The 22,247-nt window shown below is 71.1% G+C and carries 19 protein-coding genes; 17 read left to right on the top strand and 2 right to left on the bottom strand.

Annotated features, from left to right (window positions below):
* Positions 1 to 468, top strand: coding sequence for a transcriptional regulator NrdR (gene nrdR / locus MU407_RS04210; protein WP_102236556.1), 468 nt, complete (start codon positions 1 to 3; stop codon positions 466 to 468).
* A 211-nt stretch (positions 469 to 679) separates the two neighbouring features.
* On the opposite strand, the gene MU407_RS04205 is transcribed toward nrdR, so the two are convergent.
* A complete protein-coding gene (locus MU407_RS04205) occupies positions 680 to 2,923 on the bottom strand; it encodes an AAA family ATPase (RefSeq protein ID WP_246955592.1) in 2,244 nt (747 codons plus the stop codon).
* 157 nt (positions 2,924 to 3,080) lie between these two features.
* Between MU407_RS04205 and MU407_RS04200 the strand changes: the two genes are divergently transcribed.
* Together MU407_RS04200 and MU407_RS04195 are read left to right on the top strand one after the other, a co-directional pair.
* Complete coding sequence (locus MU407_RS04200; protein WP_246955590.1) at positions 3,081 to 4,049, top strand: PAC2 family protein; 969 nt, start codon at positions 3,081 to 3,083, stop codon at positions 4,047 to 4,049.
* Positions 4,050 to 4,331: 282 nt separating this feature from the next.
* Entirely contained in the window at positions 4,332 to 4,535 is a 204-nt protein-coding gene (locus tag MU407_RS04195; protein WP_010534039.1) for a cold-shock protein, read from the top strand.
* Positions 4,536 to 4,606: 71 nt separating this feature from the next.
* On the opposite strand, the gene MU407_RS04190 is transcribed toward MU407_RS04195, so the two are convergent.
* Positions 4,607 to 5,464, bottom strand: coding sequence for a fused MFS/spermidine synthase (locus tag MU407_RS04190; protein WP_246955588.1), 858 nt, complete (start codon positions 5,462 to 5,464; stop codon positions 4,607 to 4,609).
* Positions 5,465 to 5,671: 207 nt separating this feature from the next.
* Between MU407_RS04190 and MU407_RS04185 the strand changes: the two genes are divergently transcribed.
* The 14 genes from MU407_RS04185 to murC all read left to right on the top strand — a co-directional run bounded on the left by MU407_RS04185 (position 5,672) and on the right by murC (position 22,019).
* On the top strand, positions 5,672 to 6,154 hold the full coding sequence (locus tag MU407_RS04185) for a hypothetical protein (RefSeq protein WP_246955586.1): 483 nt from the start codon (positions 5,672 to 5,674) through the stop codon (positions 6,152 to 6,154).
* A 51-nt stretch (positions 6,155 to 6,205) separates the two neighbouring features.
* On the top strand, positions 6,206 to 7,459 hold the full coding sequence (dinB, locus tag MU407_RS04180; protein ID WP_246955584.1) for a DNA polymerase IV: 1,254 nt from the start codon (positions 6,206 to 6,208) through the stop codon (positions 7,457 to 7,459).
* Positions 7,460 to 7,536: 77 nt separating this feature from the next.
* Complete coding sequence (locus MU407_RS04175) at positions 7,537 to 7,956, top strand: DUF3040 domain-containing protein (RefSeq protein ID WP_102236552.1); 420 nt, start codon at positions 7,537 to 7,539, stop codon at positions 7,954 to 7,956.
* A 445-nt stretch (positions 7,957 to 8,401) separates the two neighbouring features.
* Positions 8,402 to 8,833, top strand: coding sequence for a division/cell wall cluster transcriptional repressor MraZ (gene mraZ, locus MU407_RS04170; RefSeq protein ID WP_102236551.1), 432 nt, complete (start codon positions 8,402 to 8,404; stop codon positions 8,831 to 8,833).
* 190 nt (positions 8,834 to 9,023) lie between these two features.
* The gene (rsmH, locus tag MU407_RS04165; protein ID WP_246955582.1) at positions 9,024 to 10,016 is read left to right on the top strand and encodes a 16S rRNA (cytosine(1402)-N(4))-methyltransferase RsmH; all 993 of its coding nucleotides are present in this window, start codon (positions 9,024 to 9,026) and stop codon (positions 10,014 to 10,016) included.
* Between the two features lies 1 nt (position 10,017).
* Positions 10,018 to 10,530, top strand: a complete 513-nt coding sequence (locus tag MU407_RS04160) for a hypothetical protein (RefSeq protein ID WP_102236549.1) — start codon at positions 10,018 to 10,020, stop codon at positions 10,528 to 10,530.
* A 1-nt stretch (position 10,531) separates the two neighbouring features.
* Complete coding sequence (locus tag MU407_RS04155; RefSeq protein ID WP_246955580.1) at positions 10,532 to 12,298, top strand: penicillin-binding protein 2; 1,767 nt, start codon at positions 10,532 to 10,534, stop codon at positions 12,296 to 12,298.
* Between the two features lie 7 nt (positions 12,299 to 12,305).
* On the top strand, positions 12,306 to 13,892 hold the full coding sequence (locus MU407_RS04150; protein WP_246955578.1) for a UDP-N-acetylmuramoyl-L-alanyl-D-glutamate--2,6-diaminopimelate ligase: 1,587 nt from the start codon (positions 12,306 to 12,308) through the stop codon (positions 13,890 to 13,892).
* A 2-nt stretch (positions 13,893 to 13,894) separates the two neighbouring features.
* Positions 13,895 to 15,376: a UDP-N-acetylmuramoyl-tripeptide--D-alanyl-D-alanine ligase gene (gene murF, locus MU407_RS04145; RefSeq protein ID WP_246955576.1), complete on the top strand. Its 1,482-nt coding sequence runs from the start codon at positions 13,895 to 13,897 to the stop codon at positions 15,374 to 15,376.
* The gene (mraY, locus tag MU407_RS04140; protein WP_246955574.1) at positions 15,373 to 16,473 is read left to right on the top strand and encodes a phospho-N-acetylmuramoyl-pentapeptide-transferase; all 1,101 of its coding nucleotides are present in this window, start codon (positions 15,373 to 15,375) and stop codon (positions 16,471 to 16,473) included. Before murF ends, mraY begins: the two co-directional genes overlap by 4 nt.
* Positions 16,470 to 17,972, top strand: a complete 1,503-nt coding sequence (gene murD, locus MU407_RS04135; RefSeq protein ID WP_246955572.1) for a UDP-N-acetylmuramoyl-L-alanine--D-glutamate ligase — start codon at positions 16,470 to 16,472, stop codon at positions 17,970 to 17,972. The genes mraY and murD overlap by 4 nt, the downstream gene beginning before the upstream one ends.
* Positions 17,969 to 19,363, top strand: a complete 1,395-nt coding sequence (gene ftsW, locus MU407_RS04130) for a putative lipid II flippase FtsW (protein WP_246955570.1) — start codon at positions 17,969 to 17,971, stop codon at positions 19,361 to 19,363. Before murD ends, ftsW begins: the two co-directional genes overlap by 4 nt.
* Entirely contained in the window at positions 19,360 to 20,490 is a 1,131-nt protein-coding gene (gene murG / locus MU407_RS04125) for an undecaprenyldiphospho-muramoylpentapeptide beta-N-acetylglucosaminyltransferase (protein WP_246955568.1), read from the top strand. The genes ftsW and murG overlap by 4 nt, the downstream gene beginning before the upstream one ends.
* Positions 20,487 to 22,019 carry a UDP-N-acetylmuramate--L-alanine ligase gene (gene murC, locus MU407_RS04120; protein ID WP_233190811.1) on the top strand — a complete coding sequence of 511 codons (1,533 nt, stop codon included), beginning with the start codon at positions 20,487 to 20,489 and terminating at the stop codon, positions 22,017 to 22,019. Before murG ends, murC begins: the two co-directional genes overlap by 4 nt.
* Positions 22,020 to 22,247 lie beyond the last annotated feature (228 nt).

The raw sequence follows: 22,247 nt of genomic DNA, 5'->3' as shown, positions 1-22,247 counted from the left end.
ATGCACTGCCCGTTCTGTCGCCACCCCGACTCCCGCGTTGTGGACTCGCGCACGTCCGATGACGGCGCGACCATCCGGCGACGTCGCCAGTGCCCCAATTGCTCACGCCGCTTCTCCACTGCGGAGACTGCCTCGCTGTCAGTGCTCAAGCGCTCCGGAGTCAGCGAGCCTTTCAGTCGGGCCAAGGTGATCTCTGGGGTGCGCAAGGCCTGTCAGGGCCGCCCCGTCACCGACGATCAGCTGGCCGTCCTCGCCCAGCGGGTCGAAGAGGACATCCGCTCCAGCGGCGTCGCCGAGATCGACGCGCACGACGTCGGCCTGGCGATCCTGCAGCCCCTCCAGGAGCTGGACGTCGTGGCATTCCTGCGTTTCGCCAGCGTGTACCAGGGGTTCGACACCCTGGAGGACTTCGAGGCCGCGATCCAGCGGCTGCGCGAGCAGTCCTCCGCGCCCGACGACGCCGCCTGAGCCGTGATCCGGTCCGGTCCATACGACGGGCCGGACGAATCCTGGAAAGTGGTCAAAAGCATCGGCCGGGTGCGCTTAGGATGTCCTTCGTGCACCGCTGAGGTGCACGCCGGTCGGCGGTCGTGGAGGGGAAGCCACGGCCGCCGACCTTTTTCGTACCCGGGCCCCAGGGCTTTTCCTGCGCACCCGGGCCTGGGGCTCTGCCCGAGGCTCAGCAAGGGAGGCCCGCTGGCAGCGCCCGTGCGTGCACAGCCCCCAGATGCTGCGTGGGTCGGCTCATCGCCACGTAGAGGTCTCCGGCGCCGTGCTCATCGATCAGCTCCGCCGGCTCCACGATCACCACCGCATCGAACTCCAGGCCCTTGGCATCCTGTGCCGTCATCACCGCGACCTCGTCATCCACCCCGGCAGATCCCAGGCCCACCGTCGGCATCTGCGGTTTCTCCCGCAGCGCCGCCGCAACCTGCTCGACGCGGGAGCCGACGGTGATCACCGCGATCCGTCCGATCCGCTCATCGAGGAGATCCGCGACCGCCTGCGCGGCGCCATCGGCCAGGCCGTCGGCCTCCACGCGCTGCCACAGCGGGTCCCGCTCACCGTCACGCACCGAGCTCACCTCGGTCACCGGGAGGTCATGCGCCGCTGCCATCGCGAGCGCCCGATCCATGATCCGCGCCGGGGTGCGGTAGTTGACCGTCAGATGCTCCACCTCCAGGCGGTCCTGGACGTAGGGGCCCAAGGCATCGGTCCACGAGGCGGTGCCGCCCGCGGCGGAGGTCTGCGCGACATCCCCCACCACTGTGAAGGACTTCGTCGGAGCGCGCCGCATGAGAGCGCGCCAGGACATCGCCGAATGCTCCTGCGCCTCATCCACCACCACGTGCCCGTAGGTCCAGGAGCGCTCTGCGGAGGCCCGCTCGGCCAGCGTGCGACCATCGCGCACCTGATTCACCCGCTCCGCCAGATCCTCGGCACGCACGATGCCGGAGGTATCGATGTTCTCGATCACCCGCCGGGCGTACTCCACATCGGCGCGCCGACGGTCCTCGTCATCGCGCGCCTTCGCCTCCGCCGGCGCGGAATCCTCGCCCAGCAGCTCGGCGACCTCGTCCAGCAGCGGCACATCCTCGATGGTCCAGGCGGCGTCCTTGTCCCGCACCAACAGCTCCACCCGGTCCGCGATCGCCCGCGGTGCCGCAGCCCGCAGCCGCTCCGGGTGCGCGAACAGGATCCGCAGGAAGCCCTGCGGGGTGTACGGCAGCCACGCGAGGTTCAACCAGCGCCGCACCTGCGGGTCATGCCGCAGATCCGACAGCAGCTCACCGCGGTCCTCCGGCAGCACGGTCGTACCGGCCGCCAGCAGCGCCTTCTCATAGCGCTCCACCAGACGGTCTAACGCCGCCCGCACGAACACCGTGCGTGCGGCGTTGTGCGGCTTGTGCGAGGCGCGGGCCTCCTTGCGGGCTGCCCGCACATCGGCCGCGGCCAGAGTCAGTGCAGTGCCATCCAGCCGAATCTGCTGATCGCGCTCGGGGACGAGCTGGCGCTGCTTGACCGCGCGCGAGAGCAGCTGGGCCATCGCCGCGTCACCCTTCAGACGCGCCACCTCATCGTCGTCATGCTCGGTGGCCTGCACCCCGGGGAACAGGTCGCCCGGCGTCATCATCACGACCCCCGATTCGCCCAGGCTCGGCAGCACCCGTTCGATGTAGCGCAGGAACCCGGCCGTCGGTGCCATGATCAGCACGCCCGTGTGCTCCAGACGCCGCCGATGCGTGTACAGCAGATATGCGGCCCGATGCAGCGCCACCGCAGTCTTACCGGTGCCCGGCCCGCCCTGCACCACCAGCACGCCGCGGTTGCCGGAGCGGATGATGCGGTCCTGTTCCGCCTGGATCGTCGCGACGATGTCCCCCATGCGGCCCGTGCGCTTGCCGGAGACCGCGGCGAGCAGCGCCCCTTCGCCCTGCAGCACCAGGTCCCCCTGGTCCTGCTCGAGCACGCTCTGATCCAGCACGTCATCCTCGAGACCCACCACGGTGCGGTTCCGGCTGACCAGGTGCCGGCGCAGCCGCACGCCCAGACGCTCAGTGCTCGTGGCGCGGTAGAACGCCGCGGCGGCGGGGGCGCGCCAGTCCACCAGCAGCTGCTCCCGTTCGGGCGTGAACAGGCCGATGCGACCGATGTAGTGGCGTGCCGCATCATCCATGTCCAAGCGCCCGAACACCACGCTGCGGGAGACCGAGCGCAGCAGCGACAGCCGATCCTCGTACAGCGTCATGAAGGCATCCCGCTCGGAGCGGTTCTGATGGGTGGACGCCTGCTGCGAGCCCTGGATCTCATCGAGGTTCCGCTCCACCTGGCTGATCAGCTCATCCAACCGGGTGTAGAGCACATCGGCGTAGGCCTGCTCCTTCCCGATCTCCCGGGCGATCCGGTCCTCCGCATCCTGCACGGTGCTGCTCCCCTCAGCGAGGTGGTCCTGGCGGCGTCCGCCCCCCGCGATCGCACGGATCGGCGGCGGAGCGCAGTGGTCCATTATGGTGGACAGGCCTGTGAGCGTGTGCCATCAGGTGCCGTTCGTCAGGCCGACCAGCAGGGAGGAGTGGATCGTGCGCGACCCTCGTGACCTCTACCGCTTCGAGAGCAGCGAGGTGCTGCAGGCAGTGCCCCGCACCGGGCTGACCCTCGTGCATGCGCTGCCCGGGATGGTGGACGCCGGTGGTGCCTGCCGTATCGCCGCCGAGTATCTGCGCGATGAGCTGCGCACCCTGCCCTTGGTGACCTTCGACACCGATGAGCTGATCGATTACCGCGGCGCCCGCCCCCAGGCCACGTTCGATGGCACCTCGTACACCGAGGTGAGCCTGCCGGAGCTGACCCTCTCGCTCATGTACGACGAGGCGGACCGCCCGTTCCTGTTTCTCGCCGGGCCCGAACCGGACCTGCAGTGGGTGCGCCTCACCGAGGCGCTTATCGACCTCGTGGAGTACTTCGAGGTGGAGCGCGTGGTGGGCATGCAGGCGGTGCCGATGGCGGTGCCGCACACGCGGCCCATCGGCCTGTTCGCCCACGCCAATGACCCGGAGCTGCTGGGCCGCCCGGGCAGCGGGGCCACCCCCGCCCCGGGCACCGGACCGGATCCCGACGGGGTGGAGCTTGTGCTGCCGGCAGCTTTCAGCGCGCTGCTGGAGCATCGCCTGGGCCGGGCCGGGCATCCCGCGATGGGGTATGCCGCGCAGGTCCCGCACTACCTCACGCGCACCGACTTCCCGGCCGGGGCGCTGGCGCTGCTGCGCCGGGTGAGCGAGGCCGCCGAGCTGGATCTGCCGCTCGTGCATCTGGGGGACCTGACCGATGCGGCGGCTGCGGCGCTGCAGGCCACTGTGGAGCAGAACGCCGAAGTGCGCCAGATTGTCGCCGCGCTCGAGGAGCAGTACGACGCCGTGGCGAACTCCGACGGGGATTCGCCGCTGGCGACCACGATGGATCTGCCCACGGCCGATGAGATCGGCGAGCACTTCGAGCGCTTCCTGGCCGATCACGACCAGGGCGGCCCGGAGGATCTGCGCGGCCGCTGAGCGCGCGGGTCGTGGGCCGATGTCTCCGGCAGGTCACCCGTCGGCCGGTTCGTTATTCCTTCGTGACCGCGGAGAAGCTTCCGCACTGTGAAGGAGGCCACGGCCGTGACAGAATGGACGGCGTTGCGGTGATGCAGTTCCAGCAGGACGGTCCGTCACGGGTGCTTCGGCATCCCTGTGCGGTGAGCACCAATGCGCCACCCGCTGTTGCGGGGGACGGCTTCACGCGGCACCGCGGTCGCGCCAGGCGACCGATGATGGACGACACAGAAGGTGACAGGTATGGCACAGGGCTCGGTCAAGTGGTTCAACGCCGAGAAGGGCTACGGCTTCATCGAGATCGACGGGGGCGGCGCTGACGTCTTCGTGCATCACAGCAAGATCGACATGGACGGCTACCGCTCGCTGGACGAGGGCCAGCGTGTGGAGTTCGAGGTGACGCAGGGAGATAAGGGCCCGCAGGCCGAGCAGGTCCGCCCGCTCTGATCTCTGCGTCCTTCGGGACGAGCATCACGGCCCGGCCAGAGCATCCCGCTCTGGCCGGGCCGTTCGCATGCTCAGCCCAGCACCCGGCCCGCGCGCGCCAGCGCCTGGACCTGGGCGCGCGGGGCAAGGCGTACGGAGACCGCGTCGGAGCGCAGGTCCCGATCGATCCCGTCCGGCAGCTCGGCCTGGGAGGCCAGCAGCACGCAGTTGCCGCGCCGCTTGCCGCTGAGGTGCGCCGGCTCAGCGATCACGCCGACGTGGGTGAAGACCTCGCTGAGCGTGGCCACCTCATCGGCCATCAGCCCGCTGCCGGGTGGGGCCGCGCAGTTAGCGAGGTAGATCCCGCCGGGCCGCAGCACCCGTGAGACGTGGCACGCCGCCTCCAGCGAGGTGAGCGAGGACGGTGTCGTCGCGCCGACGAACACATCGCGCACGAGCACATCGAAGCGGTCCTCCCGCCAGGCGGCCAGGGCGGTCGCGGCATCCTCGATGCGCAGGCGCAGCTGTGGGGAGCGCGGCAGATCGAACCATGTGCGCACCTGCTGAGCCAACAGCTCATCGACCTCCACGACGACCTGCCGGGAGGCCGGGTGACGGGCTGTGATCGCACGCGGCAGGGAGCAGCCGCCCCCGCCGAGGTGCGCGATCTGCGCGGCGCTGCGCGCGGAACCGGCGGCGGAGGATGCGCCATCGGCGGGGGAGAGCCCCAGGTGCCGGTCGATCACCAGCAGCATCCAGCGCATGTACTCGAACACCAGGTGTTCCGGCTCGGGATGCAGATGGGAGGAGGGCACGCCGTTAACCTCCAGCAGCACGGAGCCGTCGTTCTCGACGCTCAGGCGCGCGGTGCCGGTCGAGATCGGGATCGGGGTCTCGAGCGGCCCGAGGCTGACGAAGCTGGTGCGGCGCGGGCGGTCACGGCGGGGCATCGCCCCACTGTAGAGCGCGTCGCAGCGGAGCGGTCCGCACCTCTCCTCCACAACGGTGCGTCATCCACAATCCGCGCTCTGGCACCTCGTCTGTCACACCCCGCGCATAGCGTGCACAGCACGGAACGCGACCACGGATCGCCCCGGCCGATGGCCATCACCGCCCCCAGACCCGTCGAGCACAGGCCCAGCCCAAAAGGAGGAGACATGAGCACCATCCGCACCCGAGGAGCCCGCGCTTCGGCATCCGGTGTCGCGACGGTCCCGCTGCGCCTGCTGCTGTCCCGTCTGGACCAGGATCAGGCGGACCTCGACCGTGCCCGCGCTCTCCTGGCCGAGGGCGAGCGCCTACAGCACAGCGATCCGCGGGAGGCCTTCGAGCTGGTCCACCGCGCCGCACTGCGCGGCGCCGGCGTGATCGCCGCCCGCGCCAATCGGGCCCGGCGCCGTCGCCTGCCCTTGAACGTGTGGGATGCCCTCGCGCGCCTCGGGGGAGCCGATGCCGACCGTGCCGAGCAGGCCGCCCCGATGGTCGCCGAACGCGAGCGCCTGGACCGTGCACCGGGCGCCCACCCTGACCCGCAGCTGCTGACGGAGCATCTGAGGCTGACCGCCGCCCACCTGGAGCAGATCGCCGCCCGGCTGGTCGAGGAGCTGCCGGCTCCGCTGGCCGAACTCACCGCCGAGTAATCGCGGGCGCGCTGCACACACCCGGTACAGTGCGGATTCAGGGAGGTGGCGATGCAGGCAGCTCGTACGGGCGAGGACCGGACAGAGATCCCGGGCATCCTCCACCTGGACATGGATGCCTTCTTCGCCTCGATCGAGGTGCGCGATGACCCCGCGCTGCAGGGACGTCGGGTGGTCGTGGGCGGGGCCGGTGCCCGCGGCGTCGTCGCCGCCGCCAGCTACCCAGCGCGCGAGCGTGGCATCCGCTCGGCCATGCCCATGTCGACCGCGCGGCGCCTCGCCCCGGATCTCGTCATCGTGCCGCCGCGCATCGACCACTACCGCCGCGTGAGCGCCCAGGTGATGGAGCTGCTGCACACCGTCGTGGCAGAGGTCGAACAGATCAGCGTCGATGAGGCCTTCCTTGATGTGCGCGGCGCCCAGCGTCTGTTCGGCCCGCCGGAGCAGGTTGCTGCCCTGCTGCGGCAGCGGATCCGCGAGGAGCTCGGGCTGCCCAGCTCCGTGGGCGGCTCGGTATCCCGGGCGGTCGCGAAGATCGCCTCCGCTCAGGCCAAGCCTGATGGCCTGCTCATCGTCCCTGCACAGCGCACCGCCGCCTTCCTCGCCCCGCTGCCGGTCGGCGTGATCTCCGGGGTGGGACCCCGCGCCCAGGCCGGGCTCGAGAAGCTCGGAGTGCGCACCATCGGGCAGCTGCGCGAGCTGCCGCCCTCGACGCTCGCCCGGGTGCTGGGGCCACGCGCCCCTAAGATCGCCCGAATCGCCGACGGTACCGACCGCACAGGCCTGGGCCGACGGGTGCGGGACCGCTCGCTGGGCACCGAGCGCACCTGGGATGAGGACCTCACCGACCCTGCCGAGGTCCGCCGCCGCCTCACGGTCATGGCCGACGACGTGGCCCGCGACCTGCGTCGGCGCGGACTGATCGCCCGTGGGACAGTGCTGAAGCTGCGCAGCCCCGACGGCACCACGATCACCCGCTCGGTGACCCTCGAGCAGCCCACCGCGAGCGGGGAACGGCTGCGGGAACACGTCGTGGCGCTGTGGGAGCGAGAGCGAGCCTCGATGCCGCGCGTGCGCCTGGCCGGTGTGCGCGCCACGCATCTCGAACGTCATGCCGGTGGGCTCGCCCAGTCTGAGCTGACCGGCAGGTCGGCGGGCTGGCACGAACTGGAAGCTGCGATGGACCAGGCGGTCGAGCGTTTCGGCCGCAGCAGCCTGGCCCGCGGTTCCACCGTGAATCCGGCGGACCCGCCCGCTTCCGGGCACGGTTCACAACGTTCAGCAGAACGGCCTAAACTGGACTGACCGCCGATGTCGGCCCTGAGCCGTCACGGTGCGAAGGCGCCCGCGGGGCGCGCAGGACGGGGACAAGGAGCGGGACCATGCCGCTGTCTGAGCACGAGCAGAAGATGCTCGACGAGATGGAGCGCCAGCTGTTCGCGGACGATCCGCGACTGGCCCGTGCTTTTGCGCCGCAGCGCCGCCGTCCCTCCTCCCGCCGCAGCGGCCGCCGCATCCTCCTGGGTCTCGGCATCGTGGTCGTCGGCCTCGGTGTGCTGGTCCTGGCTGTCTCTCTGCCCGCCGTGTGGCTCGGGGTGCTCGCCTTCCTGGGCATGCTGGGCGGAGCGGTGCTGGCGGTGACCACCCCGAGCAGCCCCGCCGAAGATGCCGACAGCGCCGACGGCGGTGATGGCGGGGGAGGGCCCGAGATTCCGCCCGCCCCCGGCGGAGATTCCGGCAGCTTCATGCGCCGCATGGAGGAGCGCTGGGAGAAGCGCGCTGATGAGGACGGCCGCGTCTGACGCGGACGGCGCTGAGCATCTGAACCTCGACGGCCCCGGCTCCCTGTGAGCCGGGGCCGTCGTCGTGCACGCTGCGAGCAGCTCCGCTCGCCCTTTCCACGCCATTCCCCACATCCCTCCACCGGGACCCTCCCCATCCCTCCACCGGACTCCCCGTGTCGCGCGATGCCGGCACCGCGGCCTTCTGACCTGCACTGATGAGAGCGCCCGGTCGTTCAGAGCGGCGGGGAGGCGGTCTGCGAGGACGCCGCACCGTCTCCATCTGCGCTACGCGACGTGGATCTCCCTCCACCTCTCCCCACCCTCGTGACCTGCAAAGATGCAGCCGAAATCGGGCAGTTCGCGGGAAGGGCTGGCTTTTGGTGGGGAGGAGTGGGGTAAAGTGGGGCGCGTTGGGAGGAGATGGGCTCGGATCGCCGTGCGCGGCGGGTGAAGGAGGTCGCGGATGTTCCTCGGCACCTTCACGCCCAAGCTCGACGAGAAAGGGCGCCTGATCTTCCCGGCCAAGTTCCGCGACGAGCTCGCCTCGGGACTGGTCATGACCCGTGGGCAGGAGCACTGCATCGCCGTGTACCCGCTCATGGAGTTCCGCCAGAAGCTCGAGGAGGCCCGTCGGGCGCCCACCACCGACCGGCGCACCCGCGACTACCTGCGCGTGCTGCTGTCCGGCGCGGAGGACGTCATCCCGGACAAGCAGGGCCGCATCACCATCCCGGGCCACTTGCGCACTTATGCGGGGCTGGACCGGGAATGCGCCGTCATCGGCGCTCTCGACCGGCTCGAGATCTGGTCGCTCCCGGCCTGGGAGACCTACCTCGAGCAGAAGGAGGAAGGTTTCGCCGAGACCTCCGAGGAGGTGATCCCGGGCCTGTTCTGAGCCCGAGAGCCCGAACTCCGTCCTGTGAGACCTCTCGTCGTTCCCGCCCCGACGCAACTTCCCCGGTGGCGGGTCGGGAACGACGGGGAATCTGGCAGGACGGCCCCGTCCCGCAGCGCGGGACCGGCTCCAGGCGACCGGAGCGCACTGCCATCAGCACACAGCACGCACGATCCAGGGAAGGGGTGACATGGAACCGACCACCGCCGGCCGTACGGCCGCTGAGCGCCACGTCCCGGTCCTGCTCGAGCAGTGCGTCCAGCTCCTCGCCCCCGCCCTCGACCGCCCCGACGCCGTGCACGTGGATGCCACCCTCGGCATGGGCGGCCACGCGAGCGCGGTGCTGCGCGCCTGCCCGCAGGCCCGCCTGATCGGCATCGACCGCGACCCGCAGGCCCTGGACCTCGCCCGGCAGCGCCTGGCCCACGACGGCGTCGGTGAGCGCGCCACCCTCGTGCACGCCACCTACGACCAGCTGCCCGACGTCCTCGCGGACCTGCAGATCCCCGCCGTCCACGGCGTCATGATGGACCTGGGGCTCTCCAGCTTCCAGATCGACACCGCCGAGCGCGGCTTCTCCTACGCCGCCGACGCCCCGCTGGACATGCGCATGGATCCCACCACCGGCCCCACGGCCGCGGATCTGCTGCGCGACCTCGACGAGACCGAGCTCGCGCGCATCCTGCGCGACTACGGGGATGAACGCTTCGCCCGCCGTATCGCCCGCCGCATCGTCGGCCAGCGCGAGCACGCTCCGATCACCCGCAGCGGACAGCTCGTGCAGCTGCTGGATGCCGCGATCCCCGCCGCCTCCAAGGCCAGCGGCGGCCATCCGGCCAAGCGCACGTTCCAGGCGCTGCGCATCGCCGTCAACGCGGAGCTCGAGATCCTCGCCACCGCGCTCGAGGCCGCCCTCGATGCCCTGGCGGTCGACGGCAGGATCCTCGTGGAGTCCTACCACTCCGGTGAGGATCGCCTGGTCAAAACGGCGTTCGCGCGCCGCACCCGCTCCAGCGCGCCGCCCGGCCTGCCGGTCGAGCTCGAGGAGCACCGCCCCACCTTCAGCCCACTCGTGCGCGGCGCCCGGCAGGCGGACGCCCACGAGCGCGAGACCAACTCCCGCGCCGCCTCCGTGAGGCTGCGCGCCCTCGTCCGCACCCGCATCACCCAGGGAGCACACTGAGATGGCCAGCACCACCGCCGTTCACGCGCCCGCCCTCCGCCCGGTGCGCAAGGGCCGCGCCGCCGCGCGCCCGAAGCTCACCGTCGTCGCCACTCCGAAGGCCAGCGGCAGCTCCCTGCCGTTTGCGCTGCTGTGCACCCTCATCGTCACCGCCACGCTTGCGGCGCTGCTGTTCATGAACATCCAGATGTCCGATGCGAGCTACCGCATCACCCGCCTGCAGATCCAGTCCCAGCGCCTCACCGAGGAGCAGCAGGGGCTGCAGGAGACCAATGAGCGCCTGGGCACCCCGCAGGAGCTCGAGCGGCAGGCTCGCGAGATCGGCATGGTGCCGGTGACCGATCCCGGATATATCGACCTCGACACGGGCCAGATCATCGGCCGGACGGCCCCGGCGGAGCAGACTGGGGGTGCGCCCCAGCTGGCGGAGGTGCCCGCCGAGGAAGCCGTCCCGCCGGCCCAGATCTACGACGAGCCCGAGCCCTACCACGGCATGGGGAACGAAGGGAACTGATATGGCCGCAGCGCGACGTCGGCGCCGAGGGCTGATCCCACCCGCCCGGGTGGGGGAGCCCAGCACCCGCCACCGCCTCCTGATCGTCATGGTCATGGTTGCGGTGCTCGCGCTGTCCGGGCGTCTGGTGTGGGTGCAGGGCCTGGATGCGACGGCGCTCGCCCAGGAGGCCGTCGAGCAGCGCACCGTCACCCGTGTCATCCCCGCCATGCGCGGAGACATCGTGGATCGCCGCGGCGAGGTGCTCGCGAGCTCCGTGGAGCGCTACGACATGTGGGTCAACCAGCTCCAGGTGGACCAGTACACCGGGTACGGCGACGACGATCCGCTGGAGGGTGTGGAGGCGGCGGCCCGGGACCTCGCGCCCGTGCTCGGCTGGTCCACGGCGAAGACCCGCGAGGCCCTCACCGGCGAGCGTGGCTTCCAGTACCTCGCCAAAGGGGTGGAGCCGGCCGTCCGCGATGCCGCCATGTCCCTGAAGATCCCCGGGATCGGTTCCGATCGGGTGCCCGAGCGGATCTATCCCGCCGGAGCCGTGGGCGGCAACGTCATCGGCTTCGTCGGTGACGACGGCACCGCTTGGGCCGGCACCGAGCTGACCTTCGATGAACAGCTGCGGGGCACCGATGGGCGCACCAGCTATGAGCGGGGTGCGCAGGGTCAGATCATCCCCACGGGCAAGCAGGAGACCACCGAGGCCGTCGACGGCAGCGATGTGGCGCTCACGATCGACCGTGACCTGCAATGGAAGGCGCAGCAGGTGGCGGCCTCGGCGATGGAGAGCTGGGGTGCCACCGGGGCGAGCGCCGTGGTGCTCAATGCGCGCACCGGTGAGGTGCTGGCCCTGGCCGAGCACCCCACCTACGACCCCAATGACCCCGGGGCCGCGGATGAGGAGTACCGCGGCAACCGAGCCATCTCCGATGTCTTCGAGCCGGGATCCACGGGCAAGCTCTTCACGTTCGCGGCAGCGATCGAGGAGGGCACGATCACCCCGGAGAGCCACTATGAGGTCCCCTATGAGATGTGGTTCGAAGGAGAACGGATCAAGGACGCCTATCACCACCCGGACCAGCGCCTGACGGCCTCTGGCGTGCTCAAGAACAGCTCCAATGTGGGCACCGTGCAGGTCGCAGAGACGGTCAGCCCCGAAGTGCGCTACGACTACCTGCGCGCCTTCGGTCTGGGGGAGCGCACCGGCATCGAACTGCCGGCTGAGGCCGCGGGGGTGGTCCACCCCGTGTCGCAGTGGTCCGGCCGCACCCGCTACACCACCGCCTTCGGTCACGGCTACTCCGTGAACGCCCTGCAGATGGTCTCCGCTGTGGGCACCTTCGCCAATGACGGGGTGCGCGTGCAGCCCTCCCTGATCCAGGGCGTGCGGCAGGCCGATGGCAGCATCAAGCCCCTCGGCGAGCCCGAGCAGACGCGCGTGGTCTCCTCCGAGACCGCCGCGACCATGCGCGAGCTGATGGACAACGCCGTGGATGATGATGAGCATGCGGCCGCGATCCCGGGCTACGCCGTGGCCGGCAAGACCGGCACCGCCCAAGTCCCGGGCGGCACGTACACCGCGTCCTTCATCGGCTTCGCCCCTGCGGATGATCCGGAGCTCGTGGTCGGGGTGTTCGTCTTCGGTCTGAACAGCTACATCTCCGGATCCCGCGCCGCTGCCCCCGCATTCTCCGAGCTGACCGCCTTCGCCCTGCAGAACCAGGGCATCGCCCCCACTGGCCAGCCCGGCCGCGAGCTCGAGAACGAGTGGTGAGCTGAGCATGACCTCTCCCGATGAGAACCGTCCGGTCGAGCCTGCCCGCCCCCGCACCCCGGCAGGCATGAGCTCCACTGACCTCGCCCAGCTGCTCAGTGTGGAGCCCCCGGCCCCCGCAGTGTGGCTGACCGGTGTCACCCTCGACTCCCGCTCCGTCCAGGAGGGGGACCTGTGGTGCGCCCTGCCCGGTGCGAACGCCCACGGCGCCGACTTCGCCGCCCAGGCGCAGGAGCGCGGGGCCGCCCTCGCCCTGACCGACGCCGCCGGGGCTCCGCGCTGCACGCAGGCAGGCCTTCCCGCGCTGGTGGTCAACGATCCCCGCGCCGTCACTGCGCTCGCGGCCGCTGCCGTGCTGGGCCGACCCGCCCGGCAGTTCGCCACCATCGGCGTGACCGGCACCAATGGCAAGACCTCGGTGACCACCGCCGTGGTACGCACGCTGCAGGCCCTCGCTGTGCCGAGCGGCATGATCGGCACCTCCGGCACCACCTACACCGGGGCCGATGGGGATGAGCACCGTATCGCGACCGTTCGCACCACCCCGGAGGCCCCGGAGGTCCATGGCATTTTCGCGCGCATGGTTGAGGACGGTGTGCAGATCGCCGCGATGGAGGTCTCCAGCCATGCCCTCGTCCTGCACCGCGCTGACGAGGTCATCTACGACATCGCGCTGTTCACGAACCTCAGCCAGGACCATCTGGATTTCCACGGGACGATGGAGGAGTACTACGCCGCCAAGCGCGAGCTGTTCACCCCTGCGCATGCCCGGCGCGGCGTGATCTGCGTGGACGATGCCTGGGGCCGCCGCCTCGCCGAGGAGGCCCAGATCCCGGTGACGACCTATGCGACCATCCCCGGCACCGAGGCTGATCACACCGTCCGTGAGGTGCGTCCCGACGGGTACGGCAGCACCTTCCAGCTCGACAGCCCGGAGGGATCCCGGCAGCTGCACGCCGCCCTGCCCGGAGCGCACTACGTCGCCAACACGGTCGCCGCGCACCTGCTGCTCGCGGGCCTCGGACACCATGGAGACGAGGTCGATGCGGCGCTCGCCGCCCACGGCACCGTGCCCGGCCGCATGGAGGCCGTCGCCCAGCAGCCCGTGCTCGGCGTCGTCGACTTCGCCCACACCCCCGATGCCCTCGAGAAGGCCCTCGGCACCCTGCGCGCGGTGCCCAGCACCCGTCGGATCATCGCTGTGATCGGGGCCGGCGGGGACCGGGATCGCACCAAGCGCCCCCTGATGGGGGAGGTCGCCGGGCGGCTCGCCGACGTGGTGATCGTCACCGATGACAATCCCCGCAGTGAGGACCCCGCCGCGATCCGCGAGCAGGTCGCTGCCGGCATTCCCGCGACGAGCCCCGCCCAGGTCCTCGTGGTGGACGGCCGCGCAGAGGCCATCCGGCGTGCGGTGCAGATCGCCGACGTGTCCGACACCATCCTGGTGGCCGGCAAGGGAGCCGAGAGCGGACAGGAGATCAGGGGTATCGTCCAGCCGTTCGATGACCGCGCCCAGCTGCGCGAGGCCCTCACGGCCGCCGCTGCGCCGCACGGAGCCGCTGAGACCACCCCCACGGACGAAGGACGCTGAGCATGCTCGAGACCACGGCACGGCAGATCGCTGACCTCACCGGTGGTGAGCTCGTCGGCGGTGCCCGCGGCGACGAGACGGTCACCGGGATCGCCCGCATCGACTCCCGCGAGGTGCGGGACGGTGATCTCTTCGCTGCCTTCGCCGGGGAGCAGGCCGACGGCCACGACTACCTGGAGGCCGCACGCGCTGCCGGCGCGACCCTGGCCCTGGTGAGCACCGTCCCGGAGGATCTGACCGTGCCCGCGGTGCGGGTGAGCGACGTCCAGGAGGCCCTCGCCGCTCTGGCCCGTGCGCAGCTGGAGCGCGCCCGCCGGGAGAACCCGCAGCTCACCGTGTTGGCGATCACCGGCAGCGCCGGCAAGACCGGCACCAAGGACCTGCTGGGCACCGTGCTCGCCAGCGCCGGGGAGACCATCGCCCCCGTCGGCAGCTTCAACAATGAGCTGGGTCTGCCGCTGACGGTGCTGCGCCTGACCCCCGCCACCCGGTTCCTGGTGCTCGAGATGGGCGCCCGCGGTATCGGCCACATCGCCCACCTCACCGCGATCGCCCGCCCCGATGTGGCGCTCGTGCTCAACGTCGGCAGCGCGCACCTGGGCGAATTCGGGTCCGTGGAGGCGATCGCCCAGGCCAAGGGCGAGCTCGTCGAGGCGCTCGAGCCGACGGGCCGCGCTGTGCTGGCCGCCGAGGACCACCGCGTCGCCGCGATGGCCGAGCGCACGAACGCCCCGTCGGTCACGTGGGGTTTCGATGCTGGGCAGGTGCGCGGAGAGGACCTCACCCTGGACGATAAGGCACGCATCGGTTTCACCCTGCAGATCCCCGCGGGGCTCACCACCGTGGACGGCGCCCCCATCCCGCCCGGCGAGCACGCGGTGCGCCCGGACCTGCTCGGCGAGCACCAGGCCGGCAATGTCCTGGCCGCCCTGACCGCCGCGATCAGCGTAGGCGTGGACCCCGCCGCCGCGGCAGCGGCCCTGCAGGATGCGCGTCTGGGTTCCGGGCACCGCATGCAGGTCCACCGCGTCGGCGGCGCGATGATCATCGATGACGCCTACAACGCGAACCCCGACTCCATGCGGCAGGCGCTCAAAACCCTCGCCCACCTGGGCCGCAGCCACCGCACCATCGCGGTGCTCGGCGAGATGCTCGAGCTGGGGGAGGAGTCCACGGTGCTGCACGACCAGATCGGTCGGTTGGCCGTGCGGCTGAACATCTCCCAGCTGTACGCCGTCGGCTCCGGGGCGGCGGCCATGCACCATGGAGCGAGCCTCGAGGGCAGCTTCGGTGGGGAGTCCGAGCTGCTCGCCGACGTCGATGAGGCGATCGCCGTGCTACAACGGGTGGTGCAGCCCGGTGACGTCGTCCTTGTGAAGTCCTCGCGCGACGCAGGACTGCGCCGCATCACCGCTCCGCTCCTGGAGCATCTGCAGGCCAGCCACCCCTGTGAGACCGACGCACGGACGGGAGTGAACGCATGATCGCGATCCTCGTCGCCGGTGCCGCCGCGCTGGTGCTGTCATTCCTGGGCACCCCGCTGTACATCCGCTTCCTCTCCGCCCGCGGCTACGGACAATTCGTGCGCGATGACGGCCCCACCACGCACGCCACCAAGCGCGGCACCCCCACCATGGGCGGCGTCGCGATCATCCTCGCGGTCCTCATCGCCTACTTCGGCACCCACCTGGTGCTGTGGTCATCACCGAGCGCCTCCGTGATGCTCGTGCTCTTCCTGGCGGTGGGCCTGGGCATCGTGGGCTTCCTGGATGACTTCCTGAAGATCTCCCAGCAGGACTCCACCGGACTGCGACCCCGCTACAAGCTGCTGGGCCAGTTCGTGGTGGCCACCGCCTTCTCACTGCTGGCCCTGCTGTTCCCGGATGACCTCGGCCGCACGCCCGCCTCGACGATGATCTCCTTCGTCCGGGATATCACCTGGCTGGACCTGGCGTTCCTCGGCACCGTGATCGGCGTGATCCTCTTCGCGCTGTGGGCGAACTTCCTCGTCGCGGCTTGGTCCAATGGCGTGAACCTGACCGATGGGCTCGACGGCCTGGCCACGGGCGCGACCATCCTGTTCACCACCGCCTACCTGGTGATCAGCTTCTGGCAGTGGCGCCAGGGCATGAACATCCTTGAGGGCGCCGCGGATCCCGCGACCGCCTACGCTGCGCGCGATCCGCTGGACGTGGCTGTGCTGTGCGCCGCGATCATCGGCGCCTGCGTCGGCTTCCTGTGGTGGAACACCTCTCCGGCGAAGATCTTCATGGGCGATACCGGCTCCCTCGCCCTGGGCGGGGCGATCGCGGGCCTGACCATCGTCACCCGCACCGAGATCCTCGGCGCCATCATCGGCGGCCTGTTCGTCACCATTTCCCTGTCGGTCATCATCCAGGTCACCAGCTTCAAGCTCACCCGCAAGCGCGTGTTCCGCATGGCGCCGCTGCAGCACCACTTCGAGCTCAAGGGCTGGAACGAGGTCACCATTGTGGTGCGGTTCTGGATCGTCGCCGGTGTGCTGGCGGCACTGGGTCTGGGCATCTTCTACCTCGATGCGCTGCCGGGGCTGAACGCATGACCGCCCCGGTCGTGCCCGTCCTGCAGCGTCCGTGGCCCGGCCTGGACGTCAGCGGTCTGCGGATCCTCGTGGCCGGTTTCGGGGTCTCGGGCTACGCCGTGGCCGACCAGACGATGCAGCGCGGCGCCCACGTGCTCGCCGTGGATGGCAAGGACACCGAGGAGGTGCGCGAACGCGCCCGCATCCTCGAGGTCCTCGGGGTCGAGGTGCGCCTCGGCGCCGAGCACACCACCGCTCTGCCCACGGATCGGGAGATCGACCTCGTGGTCACCTCCCCGGGGTGGCGGCCCGATCAGCCGCTGCTGGCGGCCGCCGGCGCGGCCGGCATCCCGATCTGGAGCGAGGTGGAGCTCGCCCGCCGCATGCAGGCCGCCGACGGTCCCGCGTGGCTGGGCGTCACCGGCACCAACGGCAAGACCACCACCGTGACGATGCTCGATTCGATCCTGCGCGCGGCCGGACTGCGTGCCACTGCCTGCGGCAACGTGGGACTGCCGGTGATCGAAGCGGCCCTGGACCCCGAGGGGTATGACGTGCTGGCCCTCGAGCTGTCCAGCTTCCAGCTGCATTGGACCGAGCATCTGGACCTCGAGGCTGCCGCGGTGCTGAACATCAGCGAGGACCACCTGGACTGGCACGGCGGCGCAGAGGCCTACGCCGCCGCGAAAGGCCGCATCTTTGAGGGCGTGCGCACCGCCTGCGTCTACACCGTCGCCGATGACGCCACCCGGCATCTCGTGGAACAGGCCGATGTGGTCGAGGGCGCGCGAGCCATCGGCCTCACGCTCGGCACCCCCGCGCTCAGTGAGCTCGGGGTAGTCGACGGCATCCTTGTGGACCGCGCTTTCATCGCGGAGCGCCGCCGCGCCGCCGCCGAGCTCGCCACCCTCGAGGACCTTACCCACCTCGCGCCCCACGGCGTCGGCCCCCACCTGGTGCTCGATGCCCTGGCCGCCGCGGCGCTCGCCCGCGCCTACGGCGTGGAGCCCATCGCTGTCCAGCAGGGCCTGCGCAGCTATCAGCTGGGCGGACACCGTGCCCAGCACCTGGCCACCATCGACGGCGTGAGCTACGTCGATGACACGAAGGCCACCAATCCCGCTGCCGCCTCCGCGTCGCTGCGCGCAGCCGAGCGCACCGTGTGGATCGCCGGTGGGGATACCAAGGGCGCGGACGTCGACGCGCTCGTTGCTGACAATGCCTCGCGTCTTGTGGGCGTGGTGCTGCTGGGCACGGAGGCCGCCGCGTTCACCCAGGCACTCGCCCGACACGCGCCCGAGGTCCCCGTCCGCCGGGTCGATCCGGGCCACACTGACGATGTCGGCAACAGATCCCGGCTCATGCAGGAGGCTGTCGCCGCTGCCCACGAGCTCGCCACCGCGGGTGATGTGGTGCTGCTGGCCCCCGCCGCCGCCAGCATCGACCAGTTCCGTGACTATGCGGAACGGGGGGATCTGTTCGCGGCGGCTGTGTCCCGACTGCCAGGAGAGCGTGCATGACGATGGAGGACACGAGGCGCCGTGCCTCACAGGCCCCGCGCCGCCGCTCCACCCAGGTGCTGCGTCCCGATGAGGAACAGCCCCTGGGCAATATCGGCGGGCGCGCCCGCGAGGAGCTCGCCGGGTGGCTGCGCTCCCCGGCCCTGGACTTCTACGCCCTCATCGTGGTGGGCACCCTTCTGGTGGGGATCGGCCTGGTGATGGTGCTGTCCTCCAGCTCGGTGGGAAACATCTCCCGCGGCGACTCGGGATTCGCCGGACTGCTGCGCCAGGGCACCTTCGCGACCATGGGTCTGGTGGCTTTGGTGACCGCGGCGATCCTGCCCCCGGGCTTCTACCGGCGCACCGCCTGGATCCTCTTCGCCCTGGGCCTGGTTCTGCAGTCGCTCGTGCATGTGCCCGGCCTCGGTGAGGAGGTATACGGCAACCGCAACTGGATCCAGATCGGCGGCCAGAGACTCCAGCCCTCGGAGTTCCTCAAGCTTGCGCTCGCCGTCTGGCTCGGAGCGCTGCTGGCCACGAAACGCCCGCTGCTGAATCGGCCCGGTCACCTGCTGTTCCCCCTCGTCCCCGGGGTGGGACTCGCCCTCGGACTCGTGGTGTGGGGGCATGACCTGGGCACCATGCTCGTGATGTGCATGCTCGTGGCCGGAGCCGTGTGGGTGGCCGGGGTGCCACGCCGCTGGTTCGTCGGCGCCGGGCTCGCAGGGCTCGTCGGCGTGATCGCCTTGACCGTCACCAGCGGCAACCGCATGGCCCGCATCAACAACTGGCTGCATGGCACCTGTGAAGGCGACTCCTGCCTGCAGTCCCAGCAGGGGATGATGGGCTTGGCCGAAGGCGGCTGGTGGGGCGTGGGCCTGGGCGAATCCCGCCAGAAGTGGGGGCGCCTGCCCGCCGCCGAGAACGACTACATCTTCGCGATCATCGGCGAGGAGCTGGGGCTCATCGGCACCCTCGGCGTGCTCGCCCTCTTCACGGCCCTGGCCCTGATCATGTTCCGCATGATCAACCGCCTGGAGGATCACTTCCAGCAGATCACCGTGGCCGGTATCAGCGCCTGGCTGCTGGGGCAGGCCTTCGTGAACATGATGGTGGTCACCGGGCTGCTGCCCGTGATCGGCGTGCCCCTGCCCTTCATCTCCTCCGGTGGCTCCGCACTGCTGGCCTCGATGACCGCGCTGGGCGTGCTGCTGTCCTTCGCGCGGCGCGAACCGGGCGCCGCCGAAGCCATCGGCGCTCGCATGGGCACGGTGCGCCGCTCCATCTCGATCCTGCCCGCCCCCGCCCGCTCCACCTCTGCGTCCGCCGCCCTGCCCGCGTCCGGACGGACCCGCACGCGCCGCCGCCGTGGGCGCTCCCGCCGTACCGCATCTCGAAGGACCCGATGACCTCCACCGCCGCGCCCCGCATCCTGCTGGCCGGCGGCGGCAGCGCCGGTCATGTCTCGCCGCTGCTCGCCACCGCCGCCCAGCTCTCCCGACGCACCCCCGAGGTGGAGATCCTCGTGCTCGGCACCGCCGAGGGACTCGAGGCGGATCTCGTCCCGGCCGCCGGGTACGAGCTCGCCACCATCGAGAAGGTCCCCTTCCCGCGCCGTCCGAACGGGGCCGCGGTGCGCTTTCCGGTCCGCTTCGCTGCCACCGTGCGGCAGGTGCGGCGCCTGCTGCGCGACCGCGCAATCGACGTGGTCGCCGGGTTTGGCGGATACGTGTGCCCGCCGGCCTACCTCGCGGCCGGCTCGCTGCGACGGCCCTTGGTGGTGCATGAGGCCAACCGCCGGGCGGGGCTCGCCAACCGTCTCGGTGCCCGCCGCGCCGCCGCGGTGCTGACCGCGTTCCCCGGCTCCACCCTGCCCGGCGCGCACCGCATCGGTATGCCCATGCGTGAGGGCATCGCCCATCTGGACCGCGCCGCCCGCCGCGATGACGCCCTGCGCGGCTTCGGCCTGGACCCGGCCCGGCCCGTGCTGCTGGCGACTGGTGGTTCCCTCGGCGCGCAGCGGCTGAACACCGCCGTGGCCGAGGCCGCCGCAGATTTCACCGCCGCCGGCGCTCAGATCCTCCACATCACCGGCCGCGGCAAGGCCGAGGGCATCACCGAGGTCCCCGGCTACCGGGTGCTCGAATACGTCTCCGCGATGGAAGACGCCTATGCTGCCGCGGACCTCGCTCTGACCCGCTCTGGAGCAGGGACCGTGTGCGAGCTGACCGCCGTCGGCCTGCCGGCCGTGCTCGTGCCCCTGCCGATCGGCAACGGTGAGCAGGCTCTGAACGGCCAGGATGTCGTGGAGGCCGGGGGAGCGCTCATGGTGCCCGATGCCGAGCTGGATGCGGAGCATCTGCGCAGCGCCGTGCTGCCGCTGCTGCGCGACGGCGACCGCCGCGATGAGATGGCGCGCGCCGCCCGCGCCTTCGGCATCACCGACGCCGCGGAGGTGATGGCCGATGTCATCATCGCCGCCGTCCGCGGTGAGGAGCCACCCCTGCCGCCCGCGGACCAGGAGACGGGCCGATGAGCGCTGGGCCGATGGACACCGGGCAGGTGAGTGCTGATGAGCCCCTGACGCCTCGCACGATCCTGCGTCCCGGCGAGGTCATCACCCGACCCGACTGGCCCGCCGAACTGCCGGTGCGCTCCGTGCATGTGGTGCGCATCGGCGGTGCCGGCATGAGCGCTGTGGCCCGCCTCGCGCTCGAGGCCGGGTACACGGTCAGCGGCTCTGACTCCCAGGACGGCCAGTTCATCGGCCCCCTGCGCGCGGCCGGGGCCCGCATCGGCATCGGCTTCGACGCCGCGCTGCTCGCCCCGGACCTGGATCTCGTGATTGTCTCGACCGCCGTGCGGGCGGACAACCCCGAGGTCCGCGCCGCCCGCGAACGCGGCATCCCCGTCATCCACCGTGCCGCGGCGCTCGCCGGGCTGCTGGGCTCGCGAGAGCTCGTGGCCGTCGCTGGCACGCATGGCAAGACCACCACCACCGGCATGGCCGTCGCGGCGCTGCGTGGTGCGGGGCACGATCCCGCCTGGGCGCTGGGCGCGGCCGTCCCCGACCTCGGCCGCAACGCCGGGTTCGCTGCGGATCCGGCGCGCGGCGATGCGGCGGGGGAGCGTCTGGCGGTCGTGGAGGCCGATGAGTCCGACGGCTCCTTCCTCGCCTTCACGCCCCGCTCCCTCGTGGTGACGAACCTTGAGCCCGATCACCTGGACTTCCACGGCGATGCCGCGCATCTCACCGCGGCCTTCGATGCCCTCACCGCCCGGATCGCGGGCGGCGGCACCCTCGTGGTGTGTGCCGATGACGACGGGGCCCGCGCCCTCGGGGACCGGGCGGCTGCACGGGGTATCGCTGTCCTCACCTATGGCACGGCCGAGGACGCCGCCTGGCGCCTGGTCCGCGAACAGCCCGGCCCGCGCGGCACTGCGATCACCGTGTACAGTCCTGCGGGTCCGCTCGACCTCGAGCTGTCGGTCACCGGCCACCACAATGCCCTGAACGCGCTCGGCGCCCTCGCCGCGACCGCCGCCGCGGACCCGTCGGCCGATCCCCGGGCCCTCGCCGCGGGGCTCGCCGGGTTCACGGGGGCCGCCCGGCGCTTCGATGTGGCCGGCACCGTCGCAGGGGTGACGGTGGTGGATGACTACGCCCACCATCCGCGGGAAGTGGCTGCCGCGATCGCCGCCGCCCGCGGCATCGTCACCGCCGCGCAGCAGGGCGGGCGCGTCCTTACCGTGTTCCAGCCGCATCTGTTCTCCCGCACCCGCGACTTCGCCGCACAGTTCGCCAGTGCTCTCGAAGACGCCGATCGCACCTGGGTGCTGCCGATCTACGCCGCCCGCGAGGACCCCGACCCGACCGTCACTGCGCGCACCATAACCGAGCTCGCCGGAGATCAGGTCACCTCGCTGGAGGCGGATGACCAGGCGGCAGCGGCGGTCGCTGCGGTCGCTGCCGAGGGGGATGTGCTGCTCATGCTCGGCGCGGGCAGCATCGACCAGCTCACCCCCGGCGTGATGACCGCCCTCGCCGCCGCGGAGGCCCCGTGATGGCTCGTCGGCCCAGCGCCCCGCGCCCCCGCGGCACCGGCCGGTCGTCGGCCCGGACCACTCCGCCGCGGACGGCGCCGCAGGGGACGGCGCGGCCGCGGCGAACACCATCTGTTCTCTTATACACATCTAAAAAAAAAAAAAACAACATCCTCTCCTCATCCTTATCCCCTCCCCTACCACATCGCCTTCTCCTTTCATTACGTCCTGATTTGCGTCTGCCACTCC

Origin of the sequence: Brachybacterium sp. Marseille-Q7125 (assembly GCF_023062615.1) — a bacterium.
In the GTDB taxonomy this organism is placed as follows: domain Bacteria; phylum Actinomycetota; class Actinomycetes; order Actinomycetales; family Dermabacteraceae; genus Brachybacterium.
This window is presented reverse-complemented; position numbering and strand designations above follow the sequence as displayed.

What these genes read in the sequence shown, in the direction of transcription:
- nrdR (WP_102236556.1), top strand. Translation starts at nt 1, where the DNA reads ATGCACTGCCCGTTCTGTCGCCACCCCGACTCCCGCGTTGTGGACTCG.
- MU407_RS04195 (WP_010534039.1), top strand. Translation starts at nt 4,332, where the DNA reads ATGGCACAGGGCTCGGTCAAGTGGTTCAACGCCGAGAAGGGCTACGGC.
- MU407_RS04190 (WP_246955588.1), bottom strand. Translation starts at nt 5,464, where the DNA reads ATGCCCCGCCGTGACCGCCCGCGCCGCACCAGCTTCGTCAGCCTCGGG.
- MU407_RS04185 (WP_246955586.1), top strand. Translation starts at nt 5,672, where the DNA reads ATGAGCACCATCCGCACCCGAGGAGCCCGCGCTTCGGCATCCGGTGTC.
- dinB (WP_246955584.1), top strand. Translation starts at nt 6,206, where the DNA reads ATGCAGGCAGCTCGTACGGGCGAGGACCGGACAGAGATCCCGGGCATC.
- MU407_RS04175 (WP_102236552.1), top strand. Translation starts at nt 7,537, where the DNA reads ATGCCGCTGTCTGAGCACGAGCAGAAGATGCTCGACGAGATGGAGCGC.
- mraZ (WP_102236551.1), top strand. Translation starts at nt 8,402, where the DNA reads ATGTTCCTCGGCACCTTCACGCCCAAGCTCGACGAGAAAGGGCGCCTG.
- rsmH (WP_246955582.1), top strand. Translation starts at nt 9,024, where the DNA reads ATGGAACCGACCACCGCCGGCCGTACGGCCGCTGAGCGCCACGTCCCG.
- MU407_RS04160 (WP_102236549.1), top strand. Translation starts at nt 10,018, where the DNA reads ATGGCCAGCACCACCGCCGTTCACGCGCCCGCCCTCCGCCCGGTGCGC.
- MU407_RS04155 (WP_246955580.1), top strand. Translation starts at nt 10,532, where the DNA reads ATGGCCGCAGCGCGACGTCGGCGCCGAGGGCTGATCCCACCCGCCCGG.
- MU407_RS04150 (WP_246955578.1), top strand. Translation starts at nt 12,306, where the DNA reads ATGACCTCTCCCGATGAGAACCGTCCGGTCGAGCCTGCCCGCCCCCGC.
- murF (WP_246955576.1), top strand. Translation starts at nt 13,895, where the DNA reads ATGCTCGAGACCACGGCACGGCAGATCGCTGACCTCACCGGTGGTGAG.
- mraY (WP_246955574.1), top strand. Translation starts at nt 15,373, where the DNA reads ATGATCGCGATCCTCGTCGCCGGTGCCGCCGCGCTGGTGCTGTCATTC.
- murD (WP_246955572.1), top strand. Translation starts at nt 16,470, where the DNA reads ATGACCGCCCCGGTCGTGCCCGTCCTGCAGCGTCCGTGGCCCGGCCTG.
- ftsW (WP_246955570.1), top strand. Translation starts at nt 17,969, where the DNA reads ATGACGATGGAGGACACGAGGCGCCGTGCCTCACAGGCCCCGCGCCGC.
- murG (WP_246955568.1), top strand. Translation starts at nt 19,360, where the DNA reads ATGACCTCCACCGCCGCGCCCCGCATCCTGCTGGCCGGCGGCGGCAGC.
- murC (WP_233190811.1), top strand. Translation starts at nt 20,487, where the DNA reads ATGAGCGCTGGGCCGATGGACACCGGGCAGGTGAGTGCTGATGAGCCC.